General features: G+C 74.6%; 18 protein-coding genes. 9 read left to right on the plus strand and 9 right to left on the minus strand.

What is annotated here, in order from left to right; translation table 11 throughout:
* Positions 1-151: 151 nt before the first annotated feature.
* The 3 genes from BL253_RS00395 to BL253_RS00405 all read right to left on the minus strand — a co-directional run bounded on the left by BL253_RS00395 (position 152) and on the right by BL253_RS00405 (position 3789).
* Positions 152-445, minus strand: a complete 294-nt coding sequence (locus BL253_RS00395) for a WhiB family transcriptional regulator (RefSeq protein ID WP_076812264.1) — start codon at positions 443-445, stop codon at positions 152-154.
* Positions 446-540: 95 nt separating this feature from the next.
* Entirely contained in the window at positions 541-1017 is a 477-nt protein-coding gene (locus BL253_RS00400; protein WP_076812266.1) for a hypothetical protein, read from the minus strand.
* Between the two features lie 423 nt (positions 1018-1440).
* Entirely contained in the window at positions 1441-3789 is a 2349-nt protein-coding gene (locus BL253_RS00405; protein ID WP_076812269.1) for an ATP-dependent DNA helicase UvrD2, read from the minus strand.
* 191 nt (positions 3790-3980) lie between these two features.
* Here BL253_RS00405 and BL253_RS00410 point away from each other — a divergent pair, with 191 nt between their 5' ends.
* Together BL253_RS00410 and BL253_RS43350 are read left to right on the plus strand one after the other, a co-directional pair.
* A complete protein-coding gene (locus BL253_RS00410) occupies positions 3981-4220 on the plus strand; it encodes a mycoredoxin (RefSeq protein WP_076812272.1) in 240 nt (79 codons plus the stop codon).
* Between the two features lie 207 nt (positions 4221-4427).
* Positions 4428-5657, plus strand: coding sequence for an ANTAR domain-containing protein (locus tag BL253_RS43350; protein WP_420801606.1), 1230 nt, complete (start codon positions 4428-4430; stop codon positions 5655-5657).
* Between the two features lie 78 nt (positions 5658-5735).
* On the opposite strand, the gene BL253_RS00420 is transcribed toward BL253_RS43350, so the two are convergent.
* The 3 genes from BL253_RS00420 to BL253_RS00430 form a co-directional block, all read right to left on the minus strand.
* Positions 5736-7094, minus strand: a complete 1359-nt coding sequence (locus BL253_RS00420; protein ID WP_076812277.1) for a M16 family metallopeptidase — start codon at positions 7092-7094, stop codon at positions 5736-5738.
* A gap of 136 nt (positions 7095-7230) precedes the next feature.
* Complete coding sequence (locus BL253_RS00425; RefSeq protein WP_076812358.1) at positions 7231-8532, minus strand: M16 family metallopeptidase; 1302 nt, start codon at positions 8530-8532, stop codon at positions 7231-7233.
* Between the two features lie 180 nt (positions 8533-8712).
* Positions 8713-9402 (minus strand): hypothetical protein, encoded by a 690-nt coding sequence (locus BL253_RS00430; protein ID WP_241834386.1) that lies wholly within the window; start codon positions 9400-9402, stop codon positions 8713-8715.
* A 423-nt stretch (positions 9403-9825) separates the two neighbouring features.
* On the opposite strand from BL253_RS00430, the gene BL253_RS00435 reads away from it, so the two are divergent.
* The 5 genes from BL253_RS00435 to BL253_RS00455 all read left to right on the plus strand — a co-directional run bounded on the left by BL253_RS00435 (position 9826) and on the right by BL253_RS00455 (position 15302).
* Entirely contained in the window at positions 9826-12024 is a 2199-nt protein-coding gene (locus BL253_RS00435) for a sensor histidine kinase (protein WP_076812282.1), read from the plus strand.
* Positions 12021-12743, plus strand: a complete 723-nt coding sequence (locus BL253_RS00440) for a response regulator (RefSeq protein WP_081437856.1) — start codon at positions 12021-12023, stop codon at positions 12741-12743. The genes BL253_RS00435 and BL253_RS00440 overlap by 4 nt, the downstream gene beginning before the upstream one ends.
* 260 nt (positions 12744-13003) lie before the next feature.
* Positions 13004-13225, plus strand: a complete 222-nt coding sequence (locus tag BL253_RS00445; protein WP_076812362.1) for a hypothetical protein — start codon at positions 13004-13006, stop codon at positions 13223-13225.
* Positions 13226-13427: 202 nt separating this feature from the next.
* Positions 13428-13871 carry a hypothetical protein gene (locus BL253_RS00450; protein ID WP_131831427.1) on the plus strand — a complete coding sequence of 148 codons (444 nt, stop codon included), beginning with the start codon at positions 13428-13430 and terminating at the stop codon, positions 13869-13871.
* Positions 13872-13928: 57 nt separating this feature from the next.
* Complete coding sequence (locus BL253_RS00455; RefSeq protein WP_241834387.1) at positions 13929-15302, plus strand: PucR-like N-terminal domain-containing protein; 1374 nt, start codon at positions 13929-13931, stop codon at positions 15300-15302.
* A gap of 31 nt (positions 15303-15333) precedes the next feature.
* On the opposite strand, the gene BL253_RS00460 is transcribed toward BL253_RS00455, so the two are convergent.
* Positions 15334-16377 carry a nucleoside hydrolase gene (locus BL253_RS00460; RefSeq protein ID WP_076812287.1) on the minus strand — a complete coding sequence of 348 codons (1044 nt, stop codon included), beginning with the start codon at positions 16375-16377 and terminating at the stop codon, positions 15334-15336.
* 123 nt (positions 16378-16500) lie between these two features.
* Here BL253_RS00460 and BL253_RS00465 point away from each other — a divergent pair, with 123 nt between their 5' ends.
* Positions 16501-17301, plus strand: a complete 801-nt coding sequence (locus BL253_RS00465) for an endonuclease/exonuclease/phosphatase family protein (RefSeq protein WP_076812290.1) — start codon at positions 16501-16503, stop codon at positions 17299-17301.
* Positions 17302-17384: 83 nt separating this feature from the next.
* Here the strand turns inward: BL253_RS00465 and BL253_RS00470 are convergent, their stop codons facing one another.
* Together BL253_RS00470 and BL253_RS00475 are read right to left on the minus strand one after the other, a co-directional pair.
* Positions 17385-21176, minus strand: coding sequence for an ATP-dependent helicase (locus BL253_RS00470; RefSeq protein WP_116438816.1), 3792 nt, complete (start codon positions 21174-21176; stop codon positions 17385-17387).
* On the minus strand, positions 21176-24817 hold the full coding sequence (locus tag BL253_RS00475) for an ATP-dependent helicase (protein ID WP_081437858.1): 3642 nt from the start codon (positions 24815-24817) through the stop codon (positions 21176-21178). The genes BL253_RS00470 and BL253_RS00475 overlap by 1 nt, the downstream gene beginning before the upstream one ends.
* A gap of 158 nt (positions 24818-24975) precedes the next feature.
* Between BL253_RS00475 and BL253_RS00480 the strand changes: the two genes are divergently transcribed.
* On the plus strand, positions 24976-25725 hold the full coding sequence (locus BL253_RS00480) for an SDR family NAD(P)-dependent oxidoreductase (RefSeq protein WP_076812294.1): 750 nt from the start codon (positions 24976-24978) through the stop codon (positions 25723-25725).
* Positions 25726-25790 lie beyond the last annotated feature (65 nt).

Below are 25790 nucleotides of genomic sequence, written 5' to 3' on the forward strand. Positions count from 1 at the left end.
CACCCGGCCGGGGTCGGAGTGCCTGGATGGGGCTGGCCGCCTGGCTCGCCCCGAGCGGGGCGAGCCAGGCGGCCAGCGGGTGAGGAGCGGGAACGGACGGCGGGACCTGCCGGCCGCGTGATCGAAGATCATGATCGCACGGTCTCAGGAGCTAGGCCGCGACCACCTTGCGAGGGCGTCCACGGGGGCGCTTGTACGGGACCACCACGCCGGTGACCACGAGCTCACCGCCCCACACGCCCCAGGGCTCGTGGCGGTCGAGCGCGGTCGCCAGGCAGGCCAGCCGGATAGGGCAGTCACGGCAGATCGCCTTGGCGGACTCGACGTCCGCGGGCGACTCCGCGAAGAACAGGTCGGGGTCAGCGTCCCAGCAGGGAAGCGAAAGACGCTCCCGCTCGATCCGGGCAACGATCGAGGGGTCGAACACCGGTGTCACCTCCGACACGGGAATTTCTTCGGTGCGGTCAGAAGGGGAAAAACACAAAGGCCGCGGTCCCCAGCGGGGTCCGCGGCCTCGGGTTCTTGGCCTAGGTGCCGGTCTTATACCGGCGGTTCCGTCTGGGACGGACCCCTGCTGCGTGCGTGGCGTCGCGTGAACGCCTGGGTCTTGGCCTGAAGCTGGTTCGGGTGGGCAATGGCGGCCGTCTTGACGGCGGACTTGTCCCGTGCGGACGGAGCGGCGACGCTCGCGGCGAGCCGATCCGCCGGGACGACGACTGGCTTCACAGCCGGAACGACGTCGCGACGAGCCTCATCCGCCAGCGCATATGCCATCGGCGCGACGGCCGGCGGCAGATCCGCCATGGGCATGACGGCCAACGTCGAGGCAGTCATCCCGCCGCGCGAGGCCGATGCCTCCGGTGCGTCGGTGCCGTGCCAGAAACCGCCGGCGCCGGTAGCGCCGAGGATCCCGAGCGCGGGGCCCGACAGGATGCTGGCCGCACGCGGACGCGCGAGAACGGACCCGAGCTCGGCACAGCCGGCGTCGAAGACCGCGACACGAATGCCAACAAGCACCCCTATCGCCTCCTCTCGCGCGGCCGGTCCGCTCTCGCGTCCGACATCTGTCCCTGGCATCTGAGATCCGGAGCCACAACGATCGCCACGCCATTGATCCACGGGATGGGGACCCAGGGGATCATGGCCCAGCGCTCAGTGAGCACCAGCTCCGGTGTTCGTGGGTAACGGTAGGGGGCCGCCGGAACCGCGACAACTTATTTTTTGAGTCGGCCAGGCGACACCACGGGTAACGCCCGTCGCGACGAACCGCCCGCCCGTCACGTCACGTCACGACTCACGCCGGGCAGGTCACGAACGGCGGTCGCTATATGCCCTCGGCCCGCCCGCCGACCGACCCACCGGCCGAGCGGCCCACCGGCCGACCACCGCCGCCGGCCGACCACCGCCGCCGGCCGACCGAGCGGCTGGCCGGCCAGCCGGTCAGCGCGTGTCGGTGACCAGGGCGAGCACACCGGCACCGTAGCTGTCGAGCTTCACCTGGCCGATGCCGGGGATGGCCACCAGCTCGGCGACCGTGCTCGGCCTGCTCTCGGCGATCGCCTCCAGCGTCGCGTCGGTCAGGATGACGAAGGCCGGCCTGCCCAGCTCGCGCGCCTTCTCCGCCCGCCACTCCCGCAACCGGTTGAGCAGGGCTCGGTCGACGTGGCGGGGGCAGGTCGCGCACCGGCCGACGCGGGCCGCCGCGCCGGTGAGCGCCTGACCGCACACCCGGCAGCGCACGGCCGACCGGCCCCTCGGCCTGGCCGCCCCGCTCACCGCGGCGCCGTCCCCGCCACGCCCTCCCGGGCCCTCCGACGAGCCTCGGCGGCCAGCGGACGCGGGTCGGCCACCCGCCGGGCGCAGCCCGTCGAGGAACCGGGACGGCCGCCGCGGGCGCCCCCCCGAGGCGCGCGCGAGCGACCACGACAACGCCAGGTGCTCCCGCGCCCGGGTGACACCCACGTAGAGCAGCCGGCGCTCCTCCTCGATCTCCTCGTCGCTCTGCGCGTGCACGATCGGCACCATCCCGTCGACGAGGCCGACGAGGAAGACCGCGTCCCACTCCAGGCCCTTGGCCCCGTGCAGCGAGGCCAGCGTCACCCCTTCGACGGTGGGGACGTGCTGGTGCGTCGCCCGGTCGGCGAGGTCCGCCACGAAACGCTCCAGGCCGGCGTCGGGCTCGGCGACGGACAGGTCGACCGCCAGGCGGTGCAGGGCCGCGAGGTTCTCCCAGCGCTCCCGCTCGACGCCGACGGTGGGCGCCGTCGCCCGCCAGCCGCCGGCCCGCAGCACGTCCGCGACCGTGTCCGCGAGCCCCACCGGGCGGTCGGTGTCGGCGGAGCGCGCCGCGGCGCGCAGCAGCCGCACCGCGTCGCGCACCTCCGGCCGCTGGAAGAACCGCTCACCGCCCTTCACCAGGTACGGGATGCCAGCGGCGCCGATCGCCTCCTCGTAGGCCTCCGAGGCGGCGTTGATCCGGTAAAGCACGGCTATCTCGCTCGCCGGCACGCCGCCGGCGAGCAGGGTCCGGATCCGGGCCACCACGGCCTTGGCCTCGTCCGCCTCGTCCGCGCACTCGAGCAGCGCCGGCTCCGGGCCGTCGGGGCGCATCGCGACGAGACCTGGCCTGCTGGCCGCCACCCCACCGACGGCGGGGATGCCGGCGCGGCCGACGACCCCGCCGGGCCGGGCGCTCGCCGGCCCCGCGGGAGCCGCTGCGAGCAGCGCGTTCGCGAGACCGACGACCTGGGGGGTCGAGCGATAGTCGCGGACGAGGTGGACGACGGTCGCGTCAGGGAACCGGCGCGGGAACTCGACGAGGTAGCGCGGTGAGGCCCCGCTGAACGAGTAGATGGTCTGGTGCGGGTCGCCCACGACGCACAGGCTGTCCCGGTCCCCGAGCCAGGCGTCGAGCACCCGCTGCTGCAGCGGGTTGACGTCCTGGTACTCGTCCACGACGAAGTGCCGGTACCGCGACCGCAGCTCCGTCGCGACCCAGGAGTGCTCCTCGATGACCGCCGCGGTCAGCAACAGCAGGTCGTCGAAGTCCACCGCGCCGGCCACGCGCTTGACCTGCTCGTAGTCGGCGTAGAGCCGGCCGACCGCGTCCGCGGGCCAGACGGTCTCGCGCCCCGCCGCCTCGGCCGTGCGCGGGTAGTCCTCGGGGGTCACCATCGTGGCCTTCGCCCACTCGATCTCGGAGGCGAGGTCACGCAGCTCGCCCCGGTCAGGGCGTCGCGCGGAACGGCCCGCGGCCTTCACGATGAGCGGGATGCGGCTCTCCACGAGCTTCGGGAGCGCGGCACCGGCGACCTTCGGCCAGAAGTACCCGAGCTGGCGCAGCGCCGCCGCGTGGAACGTCCGAGCCTGAACCCCCTCGACGTCCATCCCCCGCAGCCGGGCGCGCAGCTCACCGGCGGCCCGGTTGGTGAACGTCACCGCGAGCACCTGGTCGCCGGGCACGCCCTGGCGGGTCAGGTGCGCGATCCGGCGGGTGATGGTCCTCGTCTTCCCCGTCCCGGCGCCGGCGAGAATGCAGACCGGCCCGACCGGGGCGAGCACCGCCGCGCGTTGCTCCGGGTCGAGCCCGTCTTCCTCGGGGCGGTCCGCCAGCGCGCTGTCCTCGGGTTCTCCGCCCTCGTCATGGCGTCTCCCGGTGGAGCCACCCGCGAGCCCGGCGGCCGCGGCGCCGCGCGGGCCGAATCCGCTCGTGGCCGGGCGCGGCCGGTCGGCGTCAGCCGGCACAGCCGGGCGAGAGGGACGGGAGGCGGCGGCCAGCTCACTGGACATGACCTGGAACCGTAGTCACTGCTCGCGGTGGGAAGCGCCGGGGTCGTCGGCGGGTTGTGGATGGCTGGCACCCGGCATGAGCGTCCACGACGTGGGAATCTCTACCCGTGTGCCCGGATATGCCGGTCTCTGGTTCGTGACGGCACAGCGACGGTTGGGTGCTCAGCGCCCGACGGGCGAGAGGATGACCAGTGCTCACGATGTACAGCACCGCCTGGTGCGGCTACTGCAAGCGGCTCAAGCGCCAGATGGACGATGCGGGCATCCCGTATGAGGTCGTCGACATCGAGTCCGACCCCACTGCCGAGCAACTGGTCCGCGATGCGAACAACGGCAACGCGACCGTGCCCACGGTCGTCTTCCCGGATGGGACTGTGATGACGAATCCGTCCCTCCGTCAGGTCACCGAGAAGGTCACTTCTGCCGCATAACGGATACGCAGAGCAACGAGAAAATCGAGGCTCGAGGCCCTCCGGACGCATACACGGCCGGCTCATGGGACGGTGTCCGTCACTGCCCGTGAAGTTTGTGGGAGAGTTCGGCCTGTGTCGTCACCACCCTCAGGACAGGCGCGCAGCACCGTGGACGCTGCCGCGCGGGCCGCGCAAGCCCTCCACCACATGGAGGCGACCGGGTTCGTGGAAATCTCCGCGACAACGGCCACCTACCTGCAGGTAGTTGGGACGCTGCCCGGTCTGGATCCGGGAACGCAGTTTCCGCGGTCGGCGAGTCTCGTCGCCCGCGTGCTCGACGGTGCCCCAGCCATCGGCACCAATGTGGGGATGGAACCGAGTCTGGCGGACACGGCCGAACACGAACGCCTCGGGGTGGGCAGTCACGTTGTCGTGCCGGTCCTCACCCGGACGGGCGAGCTCGCCGGACTGCTGGTCGGACTCGACCGCGGCGCGGTCGAGGTCGGTTCCACCGCGCTGCCACTGCTGCGAGGCATAGCCGATGGCCTGGGCGCCGCGTGGCCGGCGGACGGTGCCACGCCCGGCGCGGCCACCCCCGAGGTGGCCACGCCCGAGGTGGCCTCCCCCGCGGCGCCGAGCACGGCCGGCGCGACTTCCACGAGCGCCGCGCCCGGCGTCCCCTCGCCCGAACCGCCGCGACCGGGGCCCGGCCAGCACGGCGCGCCGCCGACCGCGCCCGACGCGGCGGCAGAGCCGCCAGTCACCGGCCCAGGGCGCGCCGTTCCCGGACCCGCCCCGCTGGCTGGAGGCGCCGCCGGGGCGGCCAGGGCACCCCGCCCTGGACCCCCGCCGCGGCCTGGTCCCCGGCCGGGACCGCCGCCGCGCGCCGCCGCCCCGCACCCCCCGCACCCCCCGCACTCCGCGCAGCCATCGCCGGCACCGCCCGCGGCGGCGCCGACGGCGGGCAGTGAGATGCGGCTGCGCCGGACCGGCGCCGGCTGGGTGGTCGAAGGCCCCGGCACGGACGTCCGACCGGTGGGCGACCTGATCTCCGCGATGGTGCTGGCCGATCTGCTGGCGGAGGACCTGAACCCGCCCGGCCGGCCGCGCCGCGCCGACCGGGAGCTTGGCGAGATCGAGAAGCTGCGGCTGTCGGTGGTCCAGCTGGAGCACGCGCTCGCGTCCAGGGTGATCGTGGAGCAGGCGATCGGCGTGCTGGCCGAGCGCCATCACATCAAGCCGAGAGACGCGTTCGAGCGGCTGCGGCGCACCGCGCGGGGCATGGGCCGACGGGTGCACGACCTGGCCCGCCAGGTCGTCGAGTCGGTCAGCGACCCGCGGATCGCGTTGCCAGGAGAACTCGGCGGCCGGCCGGGGCCGGGGGCCGCGGCCGGGCCAGGGCCGGGCACCACGCCCCGGCCGACCCCACCGCGTCCCGCGCCTACTCGCCACTGAGGGTCGCGGGCTCCGGCGCCGACCGGCTCCTCGATGGTGCGGCCACCGAGGAACGGCCGGCGGCGCGGCGCCGAGGCGTCAGGAAGCGGTTGGCTGGTCGATCACGGCCGTGGTGACGGCGCCGAGCGCCGCGACCGCGCCCGTGATCTTCTCGGCGTCGCCGACGAGGACCGTGACGAGCCTGGTCGGCGCGAGCAGACCGGCGGACACGGCGAGCACGTCCTCGGCGGTGACCTTGGTCAGTGCCGCCGGATGGTCACGTAGGTACTCGACCCCGATGCCCGCGCCCGCGAGCCCCGACAGCGTGGAGGCGAGGCCGGCGGCCGTCGCGCTACCGAGCGCCATGGTCCCCACCGAGTACTGCCGGGCCGCCTCGAGCTCCTCGGACTCCGGCGCGAGAACCGCCATGCGGCCGAGCTCGTAGAAGATCTCCAGCAACGCGGGCCCGGTGACGTCGGTGGCGACGTCGGCGGCGGCCGTGAACCGGGAACCGGCCAGGTAGTGGTCGACGGAGCTGCGCGGCGAGTAGGTGTAGCCCTTGTCCTCGCGGATGTTGTCGACCAGCCGCGAGCTGAAGTAGCCCCCGAAGATCGTGTTGGCGAGCCGCTGCGTCGGGTAGCCGGGATCGTGGCGGTCGAGCGCGGCGCCACCGAGGCGGATGTTCGTCTGCACCGCGCCCGGCCGGTTCACGATCAGGATCGGGCCGGTCGCCAGGGCCGGGACCGCCGGCATGACCTCGGGCTCGCCACCGGACCAGCCGCCCAGCGCCGCCTCGACGGCGTCGAGCGCCGCCGCCGGGTCGACGTCGCCGACCAGGGTGAGGATCGCGCCGCGCGGGGAGATCCTGGCCGTGTGCAGGTCACGGACCGCCCCGACGCCCACCCCGGCGAGCACGGCCGGCTCGGCCACGACGCTGCCGTAGGGGTGGCCGGGGAACATCCGGCGCAGCAGCGCCTCCCGGGCGATCACGGCCGGCTGGCTGAGCGCCATCGTGGCGTCCTCGACCACCCGGTCGCGCTCGCCGCTGAACTCGTCGTCGGGGTAGCTCGCCTCGGTCAGCACCTCGGCGAGGATCCCCAGCAGTGGGTCGAGGTTGGTGGCCAGCGCCGAGCCGACGACCGCGAGCCTGTCGGCGTCGACCCCGGTGGAGAGGGATCCGCCGAGCGCCTGCACGGCGGTGGCGATCTCCACCCGGTCACGCTTCGCCGTACCGGTGAAGAGCGTCTCGGCGAGGAGCTCGGCCTGCGCGGCGAAGTCCGTGCCCAGGCCGGTGAACGGGATCCGAAGCCTCAGCTCCACCAGCGGGACGCTGGTACGCGCCACCACCAGCACCCGCAGCCCGCTCGGCAGCGTCCGCTCCACCACTGTCGGAAGCTCCGCCGGCACCGTCGGGCGGACCGCCGGGATGATGCTGGCCCGCTCGGTCGTCGTCGTCATCGCCCGCGCCGTCCCGTCGCTAGATGTCCTCTACCGGCCCCAGCCGCCGGGCACGCGCGACCACGCCACGATCGCGGCTGCCTCGGCCGATCGGCCGCCCCGCGGGCGACCATCGTGTCCTTCCACCCGTCCACCGTCATGAGGCCGCCCCGGCCTTCAGTTCCAGCACTGAACGCCCCTGCGCGCGCAGCGCGGCCGCGGCGGCGGCGACGTCGTCGCCCGTCACCTCGGACAGCAGCGCCGGCAGCTCGTTGAGTGTCTCCGGGCGGCCCCGGTGCAGCTCGAAGGCGCCGAACGCGAGCGCCCGGCCCAGCGCGTCGTCCGCCTCGCGCAGCAGCCCCGAGGCGACGCGCGCGCGTATCCGCTCCAGTTCGCCGTCGGCGAGGCCGTCGGTCGCGACCCGGTCGAGCTCCTCGTCGATCGCGGCGAGGATCCCGTCCGCCGGGGACTCCGCCGGGTGCCGGGCCTCCACCGTCAGCAGCAGCGGGTCGCGCTGGTCGAACGGGTCGCCGAAGGTGCCGACGTAGCTGCTCACGCCGATCACTGACCGGTCGGTCTGTACCAGCCGCCGCTCGAGCCGGCTCGCGTCACCGGAAGTGAGCACGTCGGTCAGCAGGTAGTGCGCGAGGAAGGCGGACAGGTCCGCATCCGGGTCCGGGACCCGGTAACCGATCGCGAGCGCCGGCCGGGGCGCGAGCCTGTCGACGAGATCGCCCCGCCGCTCGTCGGACCTGACCGGCTCGGCGAAGCTGCGTCGTTCCGGCACCGCGCGGGCGGCGATATCGCCGAAGTACCGTTCCACGAGTTTCATCGCGTCGTCGGCGGCGAAGTCACCCGCGACCGTCAGGACGGCGTTGCCCGGGGCGTAGAACTTCTCGAAGAAGTCCTCCGCGTCGTCCAGGCTCGCCGCCTCCAACTCGCTGAAGTCGCCGTAACCGTTGTGGGCGTTCGGGAAGGTGTCGAACGCGACCGGCGGCAGGGTGATCCAGGGGAAGCCGCCGTATGGGCGGTTCATCACGTTTACCCGGATTTCCTCCTGGACGACGGCGATCTGGTTGTCCAGGTTCTCGCGGGTGATTTTCGGGGCCCGCATCCGGTCGGCCTCAAGGAAGAGAGCCAGCTCGAGCGCGCCGGCCGGGAGCAGCTCGTAGTAGTCCGTGTGGTCCGGGTGTGTGGAGCCGTTGAAGATTCCGCCGGCGGCCTGCACGTACTTCGGGTGTTCGGCCTTCCCGACGTTCTCGCTGCCCTGGAACATCATGTGTTCGAACAGGTGCGCGAACCCGGTGCGGCCCTCGGGCTCGGATCGGAATCCGACGTCATAGTGCACGGCGATGGCCACGACCGGCGCCGTCGCGTCAGGGGCGAGCACCACCCGCAGCCCGTTGTCAAGCCGGGCCTTCTCCAACGGATAGGCGGGCGAGGGAAGAGACGGGGTCATCGTGGCGGACACCGTCGGGCCGGTGCCGGTACGTGAGGACACATCTGGTCACGCTACTGCCCCCGGAGGGCTCATCGGCACCGGTAGCGCCAAACGGGGCGGTGCCGAAGCGCCCGCCCCGTTTGGTGGCTGAAGCGCGGCACCAGTGCCGCGCTTCAGCCACCAAGGTCGGACGAGGAGTCAGCCGACCTCGAAACCGCTCGCGAGGATGGCCGCGAACTCCGGGGGCGAGCCGACGGGGGTGGAGACGATGTAGCGGCCGGGGCTCAGCGTGGCCAGGCCATAGGCCGGGTCGGGGCCGGTGGGCTGGGCCACCGCGACGATGTCGGCGATGTCCTCGAGGTTGGCCTTGCCGGACTGGACGTCCGCGGCGGTCGCGGTCTGGCCGTCCCGGATCTTGCCGAGCAGCAGGATGAAGCCGGCCTTCGCCGGGTCGGAGCCGGTGTTCGCGAACCTCATCGCCACCGGGCCGGCGGGCAGTGTGGCGGGCACGCCGGCGAGCGCGCCGCCGTCGCTGTTGGTCACGTCGAGCGTCGTGTAGCCACACGAGTCGTGCACCCACGCGTTGACAGCGGTGAGCGCGGTGCGCAGCGAGGCATCGTCGGTGGACACCGGCTTCCCATCCTTGGCGCCCCGCACGGCCGCCGCCAGCACGTCGACCTGGCTGGTGAGGCTGGCTGGAACGCCCGCGCGCACCGTGGTGACCTGGGTCTGCAGCGGCGTCGCCCAGGCGGTGAGCTCGGCCGCGGACGCCGGCGGGCCCTCGGGGTCGATCCCGGGGACGTTCACCCAGTCGCTGGCCAGCGCGGCGGAGCACGCCGCCGCGCTGGCGTCGGCGGTCGCGGCGCCGGCCGCCGGCGTGGCCGCCACCGCAGGCGTTCCGGACGAATCAGTGGAGCCGGTGGAGCCGGAGCAACCGGCGAGCAGGACGGCCGCGCCGATGCCGAAGGCTCCCGCCGCGGCGGTCCAGCCGCGTCGGCTGGAGAGCCCCGGACCGCGCGACGCTTCGCGACGGTCGCGCGGTCCCGGGCGACGACGGGACTGGCCGCCAATGGTGTGGATCTTCATTGTTCTCTCCCGATCGAATTCTGGCCGGACCGGTCGGGCTGACCGGCCGCTGTGGCAGGGCGATCATTCGGTCGGGCAGGTCCCGCGGGCACGGGTGCACGTTCCCGTCGGGGCTCGGGAGAACTTCCCGGGATCGACGGGAACCGACATGCCCCACACTTGATCCGACGGGCGCGATCACGCGGCCCCACAGCCCCTTCGGGGGACCAGATGCAGGGAGCTGGCGTGGATGTGACCGCGCAGGACCCGCCGCCAGGGCCAGCGCCACGCTCACGGTCACGGTTGCGCTGGCTCGCGCACGTCCTGTCGCTGACCGTGGCGGCGATGATCGTCATCGGTGTGGTGCTGGTCCTGGCCACGCCGGACGGGGTGGCCTCGCCGTCCAGCGGTTCGGCCAGCACGTTCGGCTGGACGAACATCGTGCTCGCCGTACCGTTCGCCGCCGCCGGCTGGCTGCTGGCCTCGCGCCGGCCGGAGGTGCCGTTCGGCTGGCTCGCGCTTGCCGCCGCGTTCGGCCACGCCGGGGCGGCCGCCGGCAGTGGCTGGCTGATGGTCGCCGTCTACGGCGGCCACGACCTGCCGGGCCTGATCCCCGTCGTGATTCTCACTGGCGCCTGTGAGCCGTTGGAGCCGATCGTGCTGGCGACCACGCTGGCGACCTTCCCGTACGGCCGGCTTCCTCGTGGACCGATCCGCTGGCTGGCCGTCGTCAGCATCGGACTGTGCGCCGTGGGCTGGCTGACCGGGCCGACGACAGACCTCAGGTTCGTCGACCCCCCGCCGAAGTACGCGCACTTCGCCAACCCGATCGCCGTTCCCGGCACCCAGCTACTGGCGGTGACCGCGATCGCCTCCGGCATGCTGCTCGCGTCGGTCCTGATGGTGGTCCGGTGGCTGCGCGCCGAGGGCGAACTACGCCAGGTGCTGCGCTGGCTCGCGGTGACCAACGCGGCCGCCGCCGTGTCGACACCGTTCATCGTGGCGCTCCCGGCCGGCGGCTGGATCGCGACCGTCGGGACCATCGTCGAGCTGGTCGTCGTCGTCGCCGTGGTGCTCGCGAACCGGGTCTACGGCGTAGAGGTCGTGCTCAACCGCACGCTCGTCTATGTGCTGCTCACCGCGTTCGTGGCCGCGGCGTACGCGGCTGGTGTCGCCGTGCTCGCCGCGTTCGGCCAGTCCGTCGGCGGGCCGTGGACGGCRCTGGCGGCGCTCGGCGCCGCCTTCAGCCTCGCCCCGGCACGCGACCGCGTGCAGCGCCTGGTCAACCGCTTCCTGTACGGCGAACGCGACGAGCCGTACACGGTGGCCACCCGGGTGGCGGCCCGGCTGGAGGCGGCCGGCAGCGTTCAGCAGCTGCTGCCGGGCCTGCTGGAGGCACTCACCGGAACGCTGCGGCTTCCGTCGGCGGCCGTGGAGATGCGCGGCGACGACGGCTCCACCCGCGCGATCACCCACGGCGCCGCCGCTCCGCCGGACGCGGCCGTGCGCTTCCCGCTGGTGCACCAGGGCCAGGACATCGGCGCCCTGGTGGTCGGCCTGCGGTCCGGCGAGAACGCGCTCGCGCCGCGGGAGACCAGGCTGCTCACCGACATCGCGCGCCAGGTCGCGGTGGCCGCCAGCAACGTCCAGCTCACCGAGGCGCTCATGCTGTCCCGGGAACGGATCGTCAGCGCCGCCGAGGAGGAACGCCGCCGCCTGCGCCGCGACCTGCACGACGGCCTCGGGCCGGTCCTGACCGCCGCGGCGACGAAGGTCGACGCCGCGCGCAACCTCGCCGGGCGGGACCTGCCCCGGGCGACGAACCTGCTGGCCGACGTCCGCCGCGACCTGACGTCGGCGCTCGGCGACCTGCGCCGGCTGGTCTACGCGCTGCGCCCGCCGGCCCTGGACGAGCTCGGCCTGCTGGCGGCGCTGCGCGGCGCCGCGGTGCCCGTGACACTCACCGCCCCGGACGCGCTGCCGCCGCTGCCCGCGGCGGTCGAGGTCGCCGCCTACCGGATCGTGACCGAGGCCGTCACCAACGTCGCCAGACACGCCGGCGCCACCCGCTGCGAGGTCGCGCTCGCCTGCGCCGACGCGCTGGCCATCGAGATCCGCGACGACGGCCGGGCGAACGGCGCCGACGGGACCGTGACCGCCTGGGCGCCGGGGGTGGGGCTGGCCTCGATGCGGGAACGGGCCACGGCGTTGGGAGGAGCCTGGAGCGCCGGGCCCACCGTCGACGGCGGCCGCGTCCTGGTCGAGCTTCCGCTGTCCCTGGCCGGAAGCGCCGTGCCACCGCTGGCGAGCCGGCCGGCCGGCACAGGCGACACGGACGGTGTCGGCAGCGCGGACGGCGCCGGTTCCTCAGGTGTCACTGACCATTCGAAGATCAAGGGTGCCGCCCACGTGACGGGCGCCCAACTGGCCGGGAGCGCGGGATGACGGAGTCGAACGGGACCGCTGGCCGCGCGGAAGCGGCGGCGCCCGGCGGCACGGACAGCGCGGTTGAGGGCTCGGCGGCAGCCATCCGCGTGGTCATCGTCGACGATCACCGGATCGTGCTGGACGGGCTCGTCGTGCTGCTCGACTCGATGGACGGGCTCACCGTCATCGGCGAGGCGACCTCGGGCGAGGAGGCGATCGGCCTGGTCGGGCGGCTGCACCCGGACGTCGTCCTCATGGACATCGAGATGCCCGGGATCGGCGGTGTCGAGGCGACCAGGCGGATCATGGCCGCGCATTCGTCAGTCGCGGTGGTGATGCTGACCATGTACGGCGAGGACGAGTTCGTCTTCGCCGCGCTGCGGGCCGGTGCCCGCGGCTACCTGCTCAAGGGCGCGCAGCAGGAGGACGTCGTGCGCACCGTCCACGCAGCCGCCCGTGGCGACGCGGTGTTCGGGCCGGACGTCGCCCAGCGGGTGCTGCGCACGTTCGCCGACCCGCGGCCAGTTGCCAAGCCGTTCCCCGAACTCACCGACCGGGAGCGTGAGATCCTCGCCCTACTCGCGAACGGATGGCCAAACGGCCGAATTGGACGCCATCTTGGCCTCACCCCGAAAACGGTCRCGAACAACGTTTCAAACATCCTTACAAAGCTCCACTCCACGGATCGCGCCGCAGCGATTCTTGCCGCCCGCCGAGCCGGTCTTGGCGACCCTTAAACCAACACCCGAACCGTCTTTCCACGCTTTGACATCGACGGCCGGCGCCCTATAGTGGCGTATATCCAGAGGCGCACCGATCGTCGGAACTCCCGGTAATCACGCTCCATCGCCCAACGCACGGCGGCAGAGCGGATCCGGCTGGTGCACCGCGCGCACGACAGGATGGCCACTCGCCTGACGGTCCTCCAAAAAAAGTCGCCGACCGGCGCTACCATGGAGACATCGCGTGAGAAACAGACGAGAAACAGATGTGGATCATGACTGCTCCCACCACGTCCCCGGACGAGGACGACGACCTCTCCATGATCGCGACGGACGAGGACCTGCATCAGGCGTGGCTGAACGCCCTGCAGCTCGTGGGGTACTCGTATGAAGAACTCGAGGAGCAGGCCAGAACCGGAGCGTTCAAGTCCGCGACGGCCCACCGGTGCTGGCATATCATCAAGAGCCTCCTCCCCTGGCGTGAACCTCCTGCGTGAGACGAGAGCCCTCGCCGACGGTCTGAGCACGCTCCTCAACGGCACGATCTGCCATGGCATCCGGATGAGCGCCGCGCTGTCGTCGACCAACAGGAATCAGGCCTGGGCATCGTTCCGCACCGATCCTCRCCACCTGGCCGGAACACGCGGCATTCCAGTTTCGGTCGGCCGCGCGCCTCGATGCTGGCTCGACATTAGCTTTGTGACGAGCGTCGACGAATTCAGCGAGCACCTGATGGTCGTCACGTCCTACGTCGGGCTGTACGCCGACGCCGGCCTGACGCAGGTCCTGCTGCACTACGACTACGAGCGCGACAAGCGGGACGGGTACCCGGACGCGCACCTCCAGATTCCCGCGACGTCCGATTCATGGACATCGTTGCTGACTCGGCGTCGGAACGCCAAGGACGAGTTGGGCTACCTTCACCTACCGACCGGTGGTCGACGGTTCCGGCCGACGGTCGAGGACGTCGTCGAGTTCCTGATCGTGGAACGGATCAGCGACGCCCGCGACGGGTGGCGGGAGGTACTCGCCAGATCCCGCGACTCGTTCCTCGGTCATCAGCTCCGGGCCGCCGTCCGGCGATTCCCCGAGACCGCCGCCAGCCAGCTGACCCGGATGGGCTACGCGGTCGCGACACCATAGAAGACCACGCGGCGACGCCTCGGCGTTTGTGTCCACGGGCGGCGTCGCGGCTCGGTGATGGTCGCGGCGGCTACTGTGAGAGACGTGGATACGACTGTTCCCGGGGGACAGTTTCCGGCCGGTCTGAGGACCCTGCTCAGCTCCGAGTTGACCTCCGTGGGTGAGGACATCATCGCGGCGATCGCGGCGGAGGTGCCGGCCTATGCCCGGCCGCTGGAAGGACGGTTCGGGCGGGGGGTACGGGCAGGCGTCGCCGAGGCGCTGCGCCGGTTCCTCGCGATCGTCGACGTCGGCCCGGACGACCCGGCCGACGTCGCCGCCAGCCGCGAGATCTACGTACGGCTGGGGCACGGCGAGTTCCACGCCGGCCGTTCCCTGGACAACCTGCTCGCCGCCTACCGGATCGGCACCCGGGTCGCATGGCGACGGTTCGCCGACATCGCCCTGCTGCGCGGTGGGCTGGACGCGGCCGGCCTGGTGACCCTCGGCGAGACACTCTTCGGCTACATCGACGGTGTCTGCGCGGCGTCCGCCGAGGGATACGCGCTGGCCCAGTCCGCGGACGCGGGCGCCCGGGAGCGGCTGTGGGACCGGATCGGCGAGCTGCTGCTGTCCGGGGCGGACCCCGCGAGCGTCGAGGAGATCGCCCAGGCCGCTTCGCTACTGATCCCGGACCGCCTCGCCGCGGTGCTGGTCCCCACRCAGGCCGACGGCCAACGGCGGCTCGGGCTGCCCACCAGCTGCCCGAGCGCCACGCACGGCTCGGACCTGTGGCTGTTCGTCAGCGGGGACGACGCGCGCGGGCAGCGGCTGGCCGGCCAGCTCGCGGGGCGCTCGGCCGTCGTCGGCCCGACGGTGCACTGGGCGCGGGCCGCGGCGAGCGCCGAACGGGTCAGGTTCGCGCGCGAGGCACGCGATGACGGGCTGCTGCCCGCGGACCCGCGCGGCGGCCCGCTGTTCACCGACGACCACCTCGCGGCACTGCTGCTCACCCGCGATCCGCCGCTGCTCGCCGACCTCACCCGCCGCCGGCTCGAACCGCTCGCGGGCCTGCCCGAGCGGACCCGGCAGCGACTCGCCGCGACCCTGCTGCACTGGCTGGCCCTGCACGGCCAGCGCGGGCTGATCGCTCGCCGGCTGCACATCCACCCGCAGACCGTCCGCTATCGCGTCCTGCAGCTGCGCGAACTGTTCGGCGACTCCCTCGACGACCCGGACGCCCGCTTCGAGCTGGAACTCGTCCTGCGCGCCGGCGCCGCCACAATCATCGGCGACGAGGGCGAAAGCGCCCGAGGCCAGCGCGTCCCCACGGACCCGACCGGATCGGCGCGGGCCGCGCACGAAGGCCAGGTCGCGCTCATCGCCAGGCCGCCGCGACCGCGGGCCCGACGCGTCGCCCGACCGCCGTCACCCGACCAGCCAGACCCCTGACCAGGGCGCCGACGCCGACGCCGACGGATCGTCAGGCGGACAGCCCTGCCGCCGGCTCACCCGCGAGCTCGCGTACCGCCGCCCGGAAGAAGTCGACGTCAACGGCGAGGCCGACGGCGACCGGAGCGCCGATGCCGTCGGCGTTGCCGTCCGGCCCGCGGCCAGCGGCGACGCCCGGGGCCGTGGCGGCAGCGGGGGCAGCCGGAGCCGTGGGCTCGGTCTGGCCGCGTCGCCAGCCCAGCTGGCGCAGGTCCACGACGGTCTGTCCCCAGGCGGCGCTGCCGCCGGTGTCGACCTCGACCGGCAGCGTCTCGACGCCGAGGATGTCCGGCCGGACGACGGCCATCGCCGCCAGCAGGTCGTGGCAGGGCGTCTCGCCTTCGGCGCACAGCGAGCCGGCGTTGCGGCGGTAGAACGACAGCGGCCCGTGGAGGAACGCCGCGGCGGCGGTCCGGCGCGCCGCGAGCGCGGCGAACTCGACGTCTCGCAGGGTCGCCTGGTGGGTGACGTCCAGGCCGACCATCACCGGCGGCGCCGACCAGCCGGCGCCGAGCGCCGCGGCGGCGGCGAGCGGGTCGTTCGCGACGTTGGCCTCGGCGCTGGGCCGGGCGTTGCCCTGGGCGCGCGCGCTGCCGCCCATCAGCGTCAGCCGGCTCGAGGCGGCCGCCGCGGCGTCGGCACGCACCGCCGCCGCCAGGTTGGTGAGCGGCCCCAGCGTCAGCAGTGACGCGCCCCGGCGCATCTCCCTGACCAGCACGTCTACGGCGGGGGTGGCCTCGTCGGCGCCTCGCTCCGGGTCGGCGAGCCCGACGTCGCCCAGCCCGTCCTCACCGTGGATGAACACCGGCCGGGTCATGTGCGGCGCCGGGTCGGTCGGGTCAGCCCCGACGTACACCGGGATGTCGGGACGGCCGGCCGCCTCGAGGATGACCCGCAGGTTGCGGGCGGCCTGGCGCACCTCGACGTTGCCGCCCACGGCGGTGACCGCGGCGATCTCGACGTCCGGCCGGCCGCACAGCCAGACGATCGCCGCCGCGTCGTCGATCCCGCCGTCGCTGTCGATGACAAGCCGCATCAGTCCGCTCCTCCCACGCCGCCACGCCGCCAGACCAGGACCATCCTCGCGTAACCGGCGAACCCGGCTCCCAGGCCGGGCGCACCCGCGACCAGGGAGGTCCGGTCGGTTACGGTGCGACCCGTGCGGCTGGGGACGTTCAACGTGATGCACGGCCGCTCGCCGACGGACGGGGGCGTCGACCTGGCGCGGTTCCGCGCGGCCGTCGCGTCCCTGGACTGCGACGTGTTGGCGCTGCAGGAACTCGACGTGGGCCAGCCCCGCTCCGGGGGCGCCGACCTGTGCGCGGTGGCCGCCGACGCGCTGGGGGTCGCCCGGGAGGACCGGCGGTTCGAGGCGACCGTCTACGGCACTCCGGGCGGCGCCTGGCGGCCCGCCGACGGGAACCGTTCTCCCGGCGAGCCTGCCTACGGGATCGCTCTGGTCAGCCGGTTTCCCGTCCGCGGCTGGCGGGTCGTGACGCTCGGGCGGGCGCCGGTGCGGTCGCCGATCGCCGTGCCGGGGCCGGACGGGCGGCCGCGGCTGATCCTGCTGGCCGACGAGCCGCGCGTCGCGATCGTCGCCAGGCTGGCGACGCCCGCCGGGCCGCTCACCGTCGTGAGCACCCACCTGTCCTTCGTGCCCGGCTGGAACGCGGCACAGCTACGCCGTCTCGCGCGGGCCCTGCGCCACGACACCACCCGGGAGATCGGTGAGGCCACGGTGATTCTCGGCGATCTGAACCTGCCGGGGCCGTTGCCGCGGATGCTCACCGGCTGGCGGCGGCTGGCCGCCGCGCCCACCTACCCGGTCCATGCCCCGCGGGTGCAGTTCGACCACGTCCTCGCCCGCGGGATCGTGCCGCCGGTCGCCGCCGTGCGGGCCGAGCGGACGGCGGTCTCCGACCATCGCGCCCTGCTCGTCGACCTCGCGGCTGACCGGTGACGGCGGCCGGCGGCGGCGGCGGGCGGTGACGGCGGCCGGCGGCCGGCGGCGCCGACGGCCGGTGACGGCGGCCGGCGGCGGGCTCAGGGAGTGCGGGGCGGCTCCAGCAGAGCGGCCAGGTCCGCCTCGGCCGGGAGCTCCGGGCGCACCAGGCGGCTGTCCCTGACGTAGTAGAAGGCCGCGTCGACGGAGCCGAGGGGGACGCGGCGCAGCCGCGCCCAGGCCAGCCGGTAGAGCGCGAGCTGGACCGGGTCGGCGGCGGTGGCGCCGGTCTTCCAGTCGACCACCTCGTAGCGGCCGCCGCCCAGGTCGTAGACGGCGTCGATGCGGCCGCGGACCACCCGGCCGCCGATCGGCAGCTCGAACGGCGTCTCCACGGCGAGCGGGCGCCGGGCGCCGTACGGGCCGGCGAGGAACGCCTCCTTGAGGGCGCGCAGCTCCGCGTCGTCGAGATGGTCGTCCTCGGTGCCCGGCAGGTCCTCGTGGTCGAGCAGGGGGCGGCGGTCGAAGATCTCCTCGACCCAGGTGTGGAAGCGGATGCCCCGGCTCGCGGCGGGGACGGGCCGGCGCGGCAGCGGGCGGACCAGCTCCCGGGCGAGACCGTCCGGGTCGGCGCGCAGCCTCATCACCTGCGTCGCCGTGAGCCCCATCGGCAGCGGCACCCGGCGGACCGGCGCGCGGGCCGCGAGCTCCTCGTCGAGCAGCAGCCTGGTCTCCTGGTCCAGGGCCTCGAACAGGGCCCTCTCCTGCGCCGTCATGCCAGCGCGGTCATCCGCCTCGGCGATCCCGGTGACCGTCTCGACGAGGACGGCCGCGGCGCCCCGGGCCTCAGGCGCGCCGGCCGCCGAGGCGGCGGAGACGGCGGCGGCGGCCGGGGTGCCCGCGAGCAGGTCACGCACCGCGCCCGCCACCGCCCGCCGGGCGGCCCCCGCGAGCGCGTCCGCCGGCACCGGCCAGACGTACTCGGGCGGGGTCTCGAGCGCGGGGTTGGTCTTCTCCAGGGGGATGTCGGCCCAGCGGTCCACCCGGCCGTTGCCCTCCCGCGCGGCGTGCTCGCGCAGCTCGTCGAGGAACGGCGACGGGCCGCGCGGCTTCTTCTGGGTGGGGCCCCACCAGTGGCCACCGCAGATCAGCGTCGAGCGGGCCCTGRTGAACGCGACGTAGGCGAGGCGGCGCTCCTCGTGCTCCGCCTGTTCCCGGCACTGGTCGGCGAACCGGTCGAACGCCGCCCGGTCGTCGTCGACGGCGAACTCCGGCAGGTCCTCGGCGTCACCGCGCAGCGGGGTCGGCAGTACGGAGGGCGAGGTGGTCCACCGATCTCCGACCGTGCTGTCGGGGAACGACCCGCGGCTGATGTTGGGCACGGCGACGATGTCCCATTCCAGGCCCTTGGCGCCGTGCATGGTGAGCACCTGGACGGCCTTGCCCGCTCCGGCGACGTCGGCGTCGAGCCCCCGCTCGTACTGCTCGCCGGCCCGCAGGAAGCCCAGGAACGAGGTGAGCGACGCTCGCCCGCTCGCGTCGTCGTAGCCGGCGGCCGAACGGTCGAAGTCGGCGGCGACCCGCAGGAAGGCCGCGAGGTTCTCCCGCCCCCGGGTCCCGCGCGGGGCCGCGAGCTCCAGCTCGACGTCGAGACCCGTCGCCTCGACCACGCGGTGGACCAGCTCCACCAGGCCCGCGCCGGCGTGCGTGCGCAGCTCGGCGAGCTCCGCGCCGAGCGCGCGGACGCGCCGGGCGCCCTCGGCGGAGATCTCGTCGCCCGGGTCGGCCAGCGCGTCGGCCAGCGAGACGACGTCGCTCGGGTCGACGTCCGCGACCGCGTCGTCCAGCGCCCCCGCCGGCACCGCCGCCGCGGGTGGGTTCCGCGTGCTGGGGGCGGTGCGCAGCAGCTCGGTCGCCCGGCGGCCGAGCGCGGCGAGGTCCCGGGGGCCGAGCCGCAGACGCGGCCCGGTCAGCAGGCGGATCAGCGACGGGTTCGCCGTCGGGTCGTCGAGCACCTCCAGCGTCGCCCGGATGTCGGCGATCTCGGGCTTGGACAGCAGGCCGCCGAGCCCGAGCACCTCGACGGGCAGCCCTTCGTCCGTCAGCGCCGCCACCAGCGCGGGCACATCGGACCAGGACCGGGCGAGTACCGCGCACTCCCGGGGCGGGCAGCCGGCCCGGACCCGTGCGGCGAGCTGGCCCGCGACCCAGCGGACCTCGTCCGCCCAGGTGGAGTGCAGCGCGACGACGGTCTCCCCGGCGAGCAGGGCCTGGGGCCGCGGCCGCAGGACGGTGACGGACCTGGTCGGCAGCCGCTCGGCGACGGCGTTGGCGAGGGTGAGCAGCCGCCCGCCGCTGCGCTGGTTCACCGACAGCTGGTAGGTCGCCGCCGGCCTGCCGTCGGCCTGGGTGAAGTGCTCGGGGAACCGGTCGAGGTTGCTCGCCGAGGCGCCGCGCCAGCCGTAGATGGCCTGCGCCGGGTCGCCGACGGCCGTGACCGGGTGCGCCGCGCCGAACAGGCCGACGAGCAGCCGGCGCTGGGCCACCGAGGTGTCCTGGTACTCGTCCAGAAGCACCACCGAGTGCTGGCGGCGCAGCAGCGCGCCGACCTCGGGAACCCGCTCGGCCAGCTGGGCGGCGAGCGTGATCTGGTCGCCGTAGTCGAGCAGCTCACGGTCGCGGCGGGTGGCGCGGTAGGCCTTGACCAGCTCCGCCAGCTCAAGCCGGCGACGGGCGGTGAAGGCCAGCCTGCGCAGCTCCCGCACCAGGGTGGCCGTGTTCTGCCGGGCGCGGGCGCGTTCCGTCGCCGCGACCACGTCCGCGAGCCAGCGCCGGTCGAAGGTGATCAGCTGGTCCGGGTCGACGAGGTGCTCGCCGCACTGGCCGTCGAGCGCGACGACCGCCTCGACGAGCGCCGACATGGAGCCGGTGAAGGCCTCGACGCGGCCCGGGTAGTTGCGAGCGACGTGCGCGGCGAGCTGGTAGCGGGCGGCGGCGGGCAGCAGGACGCAGTCGGGCTCCAGGCCCAGCCTCAGCGCGTGGTCGGCGACGAGCCGGCTGGCGAACGAGTTGTAGGTCGCGATCGTGGGCTCGCCGACGCCGTCGTCCGCCCACGTCCCCGCCGCCTCGGGAGCCGGGGCGGCGAGGCCGCCGTCGCCGAGTATCTGGCCGCCCACGCCCGCCGGCTCGGAGCTGCCCGGCTCGGGACCGCCCAGCTCGACGCCGCCCGCGCCGCCCGCGACGGCCAGGCGCGCGCGGCGCAGCTGGGCCAGGGCCCGGCGCACCCGTTCGGCCAGCTCACCGGCGGCCTTGCGGGTGAAGGTGAGGCCGAGGATCTGCTCCGCGGGCACCCCGGCCGCGGCGACCAGCCACACCACCCGCGCGGCCATCACCGACGTCTTGCCCGAGCCCGCTCCGGCGACGATCACGCCGGGGGCCGCGGGCGCGCAGATCGCGTCGAGCTGCTCCTCGGTGAACGGAACGCCGAGCAGGCCGCGCAGTCCCTCCCTGGTCAGCCGGCGCGGTTCGAAGACGGCGGCCGCGCCGCTGGCCGGGCCGATCGTCGACCTCCCAGACTGCTGGCCTCGCCAGTCCGGCGGGGTCCCCGCGGCCGATTCGGGAGGAACCGGGCGCCCGGCTTCCTCGAACCACTCCTCGGCGACCGCGCCGGCATCCACGCCGTCGCCGCCAAGACCGGGCAGGGCGGGCTGCGGCGAGGTCGACCGAGCTGGTCTCGTCCCAAGCGGGACGGACGCCAACGGGACGGCGTCGGCGGGCAGAGTGGGCAGCGCCTCATCCGCGCGGTGCGCGGCGGGGCTGTCGGCAGGGCGCCGGGCGGAATCGGGAGCCGGCTCGTCGAGTGCCTCATCCGGAAGCGGCGGCGACGCGTCCATCAGTCGACCACCTGCCTGCCCTCGGCGGGCCACGCGGGGCATGAGCGCCGGAACGAGCAGTAGTCGCAGCCGGGCCCCTTCGTCGGGACGAACGTCTCGGTGGTGATCGTGCGCACGGCCTGGCCGAGCAGCTCGTCGACCCAGGCTCGCCCGGCGGGCAGCGCCTCCTGCCGCTGGACCTGGGGCGAGCCGGTGGGCTCGCCCGGCTCGCGGGGGCCCGCCCGGTCCCCGTCCGCGTCGCGGCGCAGGAGAACGAGCTCGGCGCCGCCGGGGACGGCGTGCCGGTCGCCGGCCTCCGCGGGCCGCGTGGGCTCGGGCCGGCCCGGCGCGTTCGCCGGGTCTGGCGCCTCCCCCCGATTCGGTGGCTCCGGCTGTTCCGGCGCTTCCGGCCGGTCCGATGCCTCCGCCGGGGCCGCGAGGCGCGGCTCGGCTGGGGCGTTCGGCGCGACTCGCTCGTCGACGGCGCCCTCGCGGACGGCGAGCTGGTAGGTGCCCAGCTGGACGTGCTCGGCCAGGTCGCGGGCACCGACGGCCGCCCGGCCTGTCTTGAAGTCGATGACGTGCACCCGGCCGGCGTCGTCAAGCTCGAGCCGGTCGATCGAGCCGCGCAGCCGGACCGGGCGGCCGTCGACGCTCAGGTCGATGCTGAACCGCTCCTCCGAGCCGACGACTACCCGGCCACGCTTGGCGGCGTGCCAGTCGAGGAAGCGGGCGAGCGCTTCCCGCGCGGCCGCGCGCTCCTGGTCCGAGCGCCAGCGGGCCTCGAAGGCGACATGCCGCCAGACCGTGTCGAGGCGGGCGTCCAGCGCTGCGAGATCGGCCGGGGTCCGGCCCGAGGTGACCTCGTCGACGAGCGCGTGCACGACCCGGCCGAAGCTCTGCGCCGTCGTCGCCGGGCTCCCGGCGTGGGCCTCGTGCTCCAGGAACCAGCGCAGTGAGCAGTCGCGCAGGCTCGTCAGGGACGACCCCGACAACCGGATCGGCTCCTGCGCCGGCACGACCGGTACGTCGGACGACGTCACGTCGCGCACGCCCCACCAGCGGTCGGGGTGCGCGGGGGGAGCCAGCGGCCGGCCGGCGTGGTCGGCGGCGGCGGCCAGCGCCGCGAGCCGGCGGCGGGCGGCGCGCCGCGCCGCCGGGCTCGCCGCCTGGTCGACCGAGACCCGGCGCAGCGTGGCGACCAGGCTCGCCAGGGTGAGCGGCCGCGGTGTCCAGGACGAGCCGTCGACCACCGGGACGCCCAGCTCGGCGAGGAACTCGCTGCGCCGGGAGCCGTTCTCGCCCGCCGCGCCGTCCTCGCCCGCGGTGTCGACGGCGGTGGTGACGAGCCGGCGCCGTGCCCGGGTGACTGCGACGTAGAACAGCCGGCGCTCCTCGGCCCAGCGGTCACGGGGAGTCTCCGGCGGGCGCAGGCCGCCTCGTTCGGGTGCGTCGAGCTGCTCGGTGCCGAGCAGGGAGTGCTGCGCGCGCAGGTCAGGCCAGGCTCCGTCCTGGACGCCGCGAACGACGACGATGTCCCATTCGAGGCCCTTGGCGCGGTGCGCGGTGAGCAGCCGGACCGCGTCCGGGCGGATCTCGGCGCCCGCGCGGTTGTCCGCGGCGAAGTCCTGGCTGGTCAGGTCCGCGATCAGACCGCGCGCGCGGCCGCCCGGGCCGCGGCGCTCGCCGAGCCGGCCGACCGCGTCGAACAGGGCGACGACGGCGTCGAGGTCGGTCTCGGCCGCGCGCCGACGCGCCCCGTAGCCGCTGGCCGAGGCCCGCCGCAGCCGCGCCGGCCAGTCGGTGCCCTCCCACAGCGCCCAGAGCGCGTCCTGCGGGGTGCCGCCGGCCCGCAGCCGGTGGCGCACCTCGCGAAGCAGGGCGCCGACCTCGGCCACCGGCCGGGCCAGGGCGGTATCGATGTCGTCCGGAATCGACGCGGGGTCGGCCAGGGCGGCCCGAAGCATCTCCGCGGACGAGGCCGGCCCGCGCGCGACGCGCGCGGCGTCGACGTCGGCCTCCGGCTCGGCCGGACCGTCACCGCCCGAAAGAGAGTCGGTATCCGACGGGGAGTCGACGTTCGCCGGGGAGTCGACCTTCGCCGGGAGAGCGGCGTCCGTCGACGAGTCGGCGATGACGCGACTGTGCGCGGCCGCCTCGGCCTTGGCCGCCTCCGCCGCGCGGGCGTGCTCGCGCAGCGCGCGGCCAAGGGCCCGCAGGCCGGCGGGGTTCGCTCCGCCTAGTGGGGACAGCAGGAGCGCGCGGGCGTCCGCCGCGGTCAGCGACGCCGGGGCGTCGGCGCAGCGCAGCGCGGTGAGCAGCAGCGCCGCCGCCGGCCGGGCCGCCAGTGGCGGCTCGTCACCGGCCATGTCGACCGGCACGCCGGCCGCTGTGAGCGCCCGCGCCACCGGCGGCAACGCGTCGGCGGAGCGGGTCAGCACCGCCATCTCCCGCCAGGCCACCCCGCCCGCGAGGTGCTCGCGGCGCAGCAGGTCGACGATCGCCTCGGTCTCCGCGGCCTCCGTCGGGAACGACAGCGCCTCGACCTGACCGGCGCGGTCCTGCTCCGCGGGAACGAGCGCGCGGTGAGCCCGCAGCGCGGCCACCGGCAGGCCCGACACCGGCAGGCGGGTGGCGACCTGCCGGCTCGCGGCCAGCACCGGCGGTGCCATCCGCCGGCACATTCCGAGCGCCCGCACGTCGGCCGGGGAGCCGTCGGCGCGGCGGAACCGGCCGGGGAAGTCCAGCAGGCCACGGACCCGCGCGCCCCGGAACGCGTAGATCGACTGGTCCGGGTCACCGAAGGCGACCAGGTCGGCCCCGCCCGCCGTCAGCGCGGTCAGCAGCCGCTCCTGCGCGGGATCGGTGTCCTGGTACTCGTCGACGAAGACCGCCCGATAACGGGCGCGCAGCGCCTGGCCGGCCTCCGGGTCCTCGACGAGCGTCACCGCCCGGTGGCCGAGCTCCGGGTAGTCGACCGCGCCGGCGTACCCCAGATTGTCCAGGTAGTCCGTGTAGAACTCGGCGAGTGCGGTCCAGTCGGGCCGCCCGGCGCGGGCCGCGAGCCCCCCGAGGCCAGCCGGGTCGAACCCGACCTCACGGACCCGGGCGAACAGCGCCTCGACCTCCTCGGCGAAGCCCCGGGTGCGCAGGCACACCTCGAGCGACGCCGGCCAGCGCGGCCGGCCGAGCTCACGCGAGCCCTCGATCAGGTCGCGCAGCCGGGTGAACCGCTCCGGACCGGTCAGCAGCCGCGGCGGCGGGTCGCCAGGACGAGGGAACTCCCGCAGTACGGAATAGCACCAGGAATGGAAGGTCCAGGCCACCGTCCCGCCGACGGCGGCGCCCACGCGGGCGGTGATCCGTTCGGAGAGCTCCCGTGCCGCCCGCCGGCTGAACGTGAGCACCAGGACCGAGCCGAGATCCAGCCCGGCCTCCACGCGACGGGCGACCGCCTCGACCAGCGTCGTCGTCTTGCCCGTGCCCGGCCCGGCGAGGACCAGCAGCGCCCCACCGGGGTGCTCCAGCACCGCCCGCTGGGCCTCGTCCAGCCGGGCGGGGTCGGCCCACGCCGCCGGCGCCGACCGGTCGAGCCGGTAGCGGCGCACGTCAGCGCCCGGCCGCGTCAGCGCGACCGGCGGCGTCGCGGTGGACGGCGTCACGGCGGGTCGTGTGACGGCGGACGAGGTGGGCACGGATACAGCAGACCACGTGACTCCGACAGTTTCGCGATCGCCCCGAGCGCGCCCGCGGGCACGGCCCGGGCGCCGGAATCCCACCGGCGCGGCCTGTCGACGCTCACTGTGGGAGTCTGCACGGTATGGGAGAGTGCGCGGGCAAGGTCGTGCTGGTCACCGGAGCGGGCGCGGGCATCGGAGCGGCGTGCGCCCGGTTGCTCGGTGCCGCGGGCGCGCGCGTCGTCGTCACCGACATCGACGAGACCGCGGCCAAGAAGACCGCCGACGAGATCCAGCACGCGGGCGCCACGGCGCTCGCCATCGGGCTGGACGTGACCGACCCGGACGCGGTGACGGAGGCCGTCGCGACGGCGGCACGCACGTTCGGCGGGCTCGACCTGGCCGTGAACAACGCCGGCATCGCCCTGCCGCGCCAGCCCGTCGACAAGATCCCGGTCGACGACTGGCGGCGTGCCATCGAGATCAACCTCAACGGCGTCTTCTACTGCCTGCGCGCCGAGATCCCGGCCATGCTCGAGGCGGGCGGCGGCTCGATCGTGAACATGGCGTCGGTGCTCGGTGTCGTCGGCTTCGCGGACGCCGCTGCCTACTCCGCGGCGAAGCACGGCGTCATCGGCCTCACGAAGACGGCCGCGCTGGAGTACGCCACCCGCAACATCCGCGTCAACACGGTCGCCCCGAGCTTCGTCGACACCGCGATGATGAACCAGGAGTCCGGCCGCAAGATGCGTGGCGCGGCGCTGCTCGCTCCCATGGCACGCTTCGCCACCGTCAATGAGGTGGCCGAGATCGTCCTCTTCCTGCTTTCCGACCGCTCCTCCATCGTCACCGGCAGCGTCTACCTGGCCGACGCCGGCTACGCCGCCAGGTAGCCGGCCCGACGCTGCCGGGCGTCCGGCCTTCCGAACGTCCGGCCTCCTGGGCATCGGACCGCTGG

The sequence above is a fragment of the Pseudofrankia asymbiotica genome (genome assembly GCF_001983105.1).
GTDB classification, from domain to species: Bacteria; Actinomycetota; Actinomycetes; order Frankiales; family Frankiaceae; genus Pseudofrankia; species Pseudofrankia asymbiotica.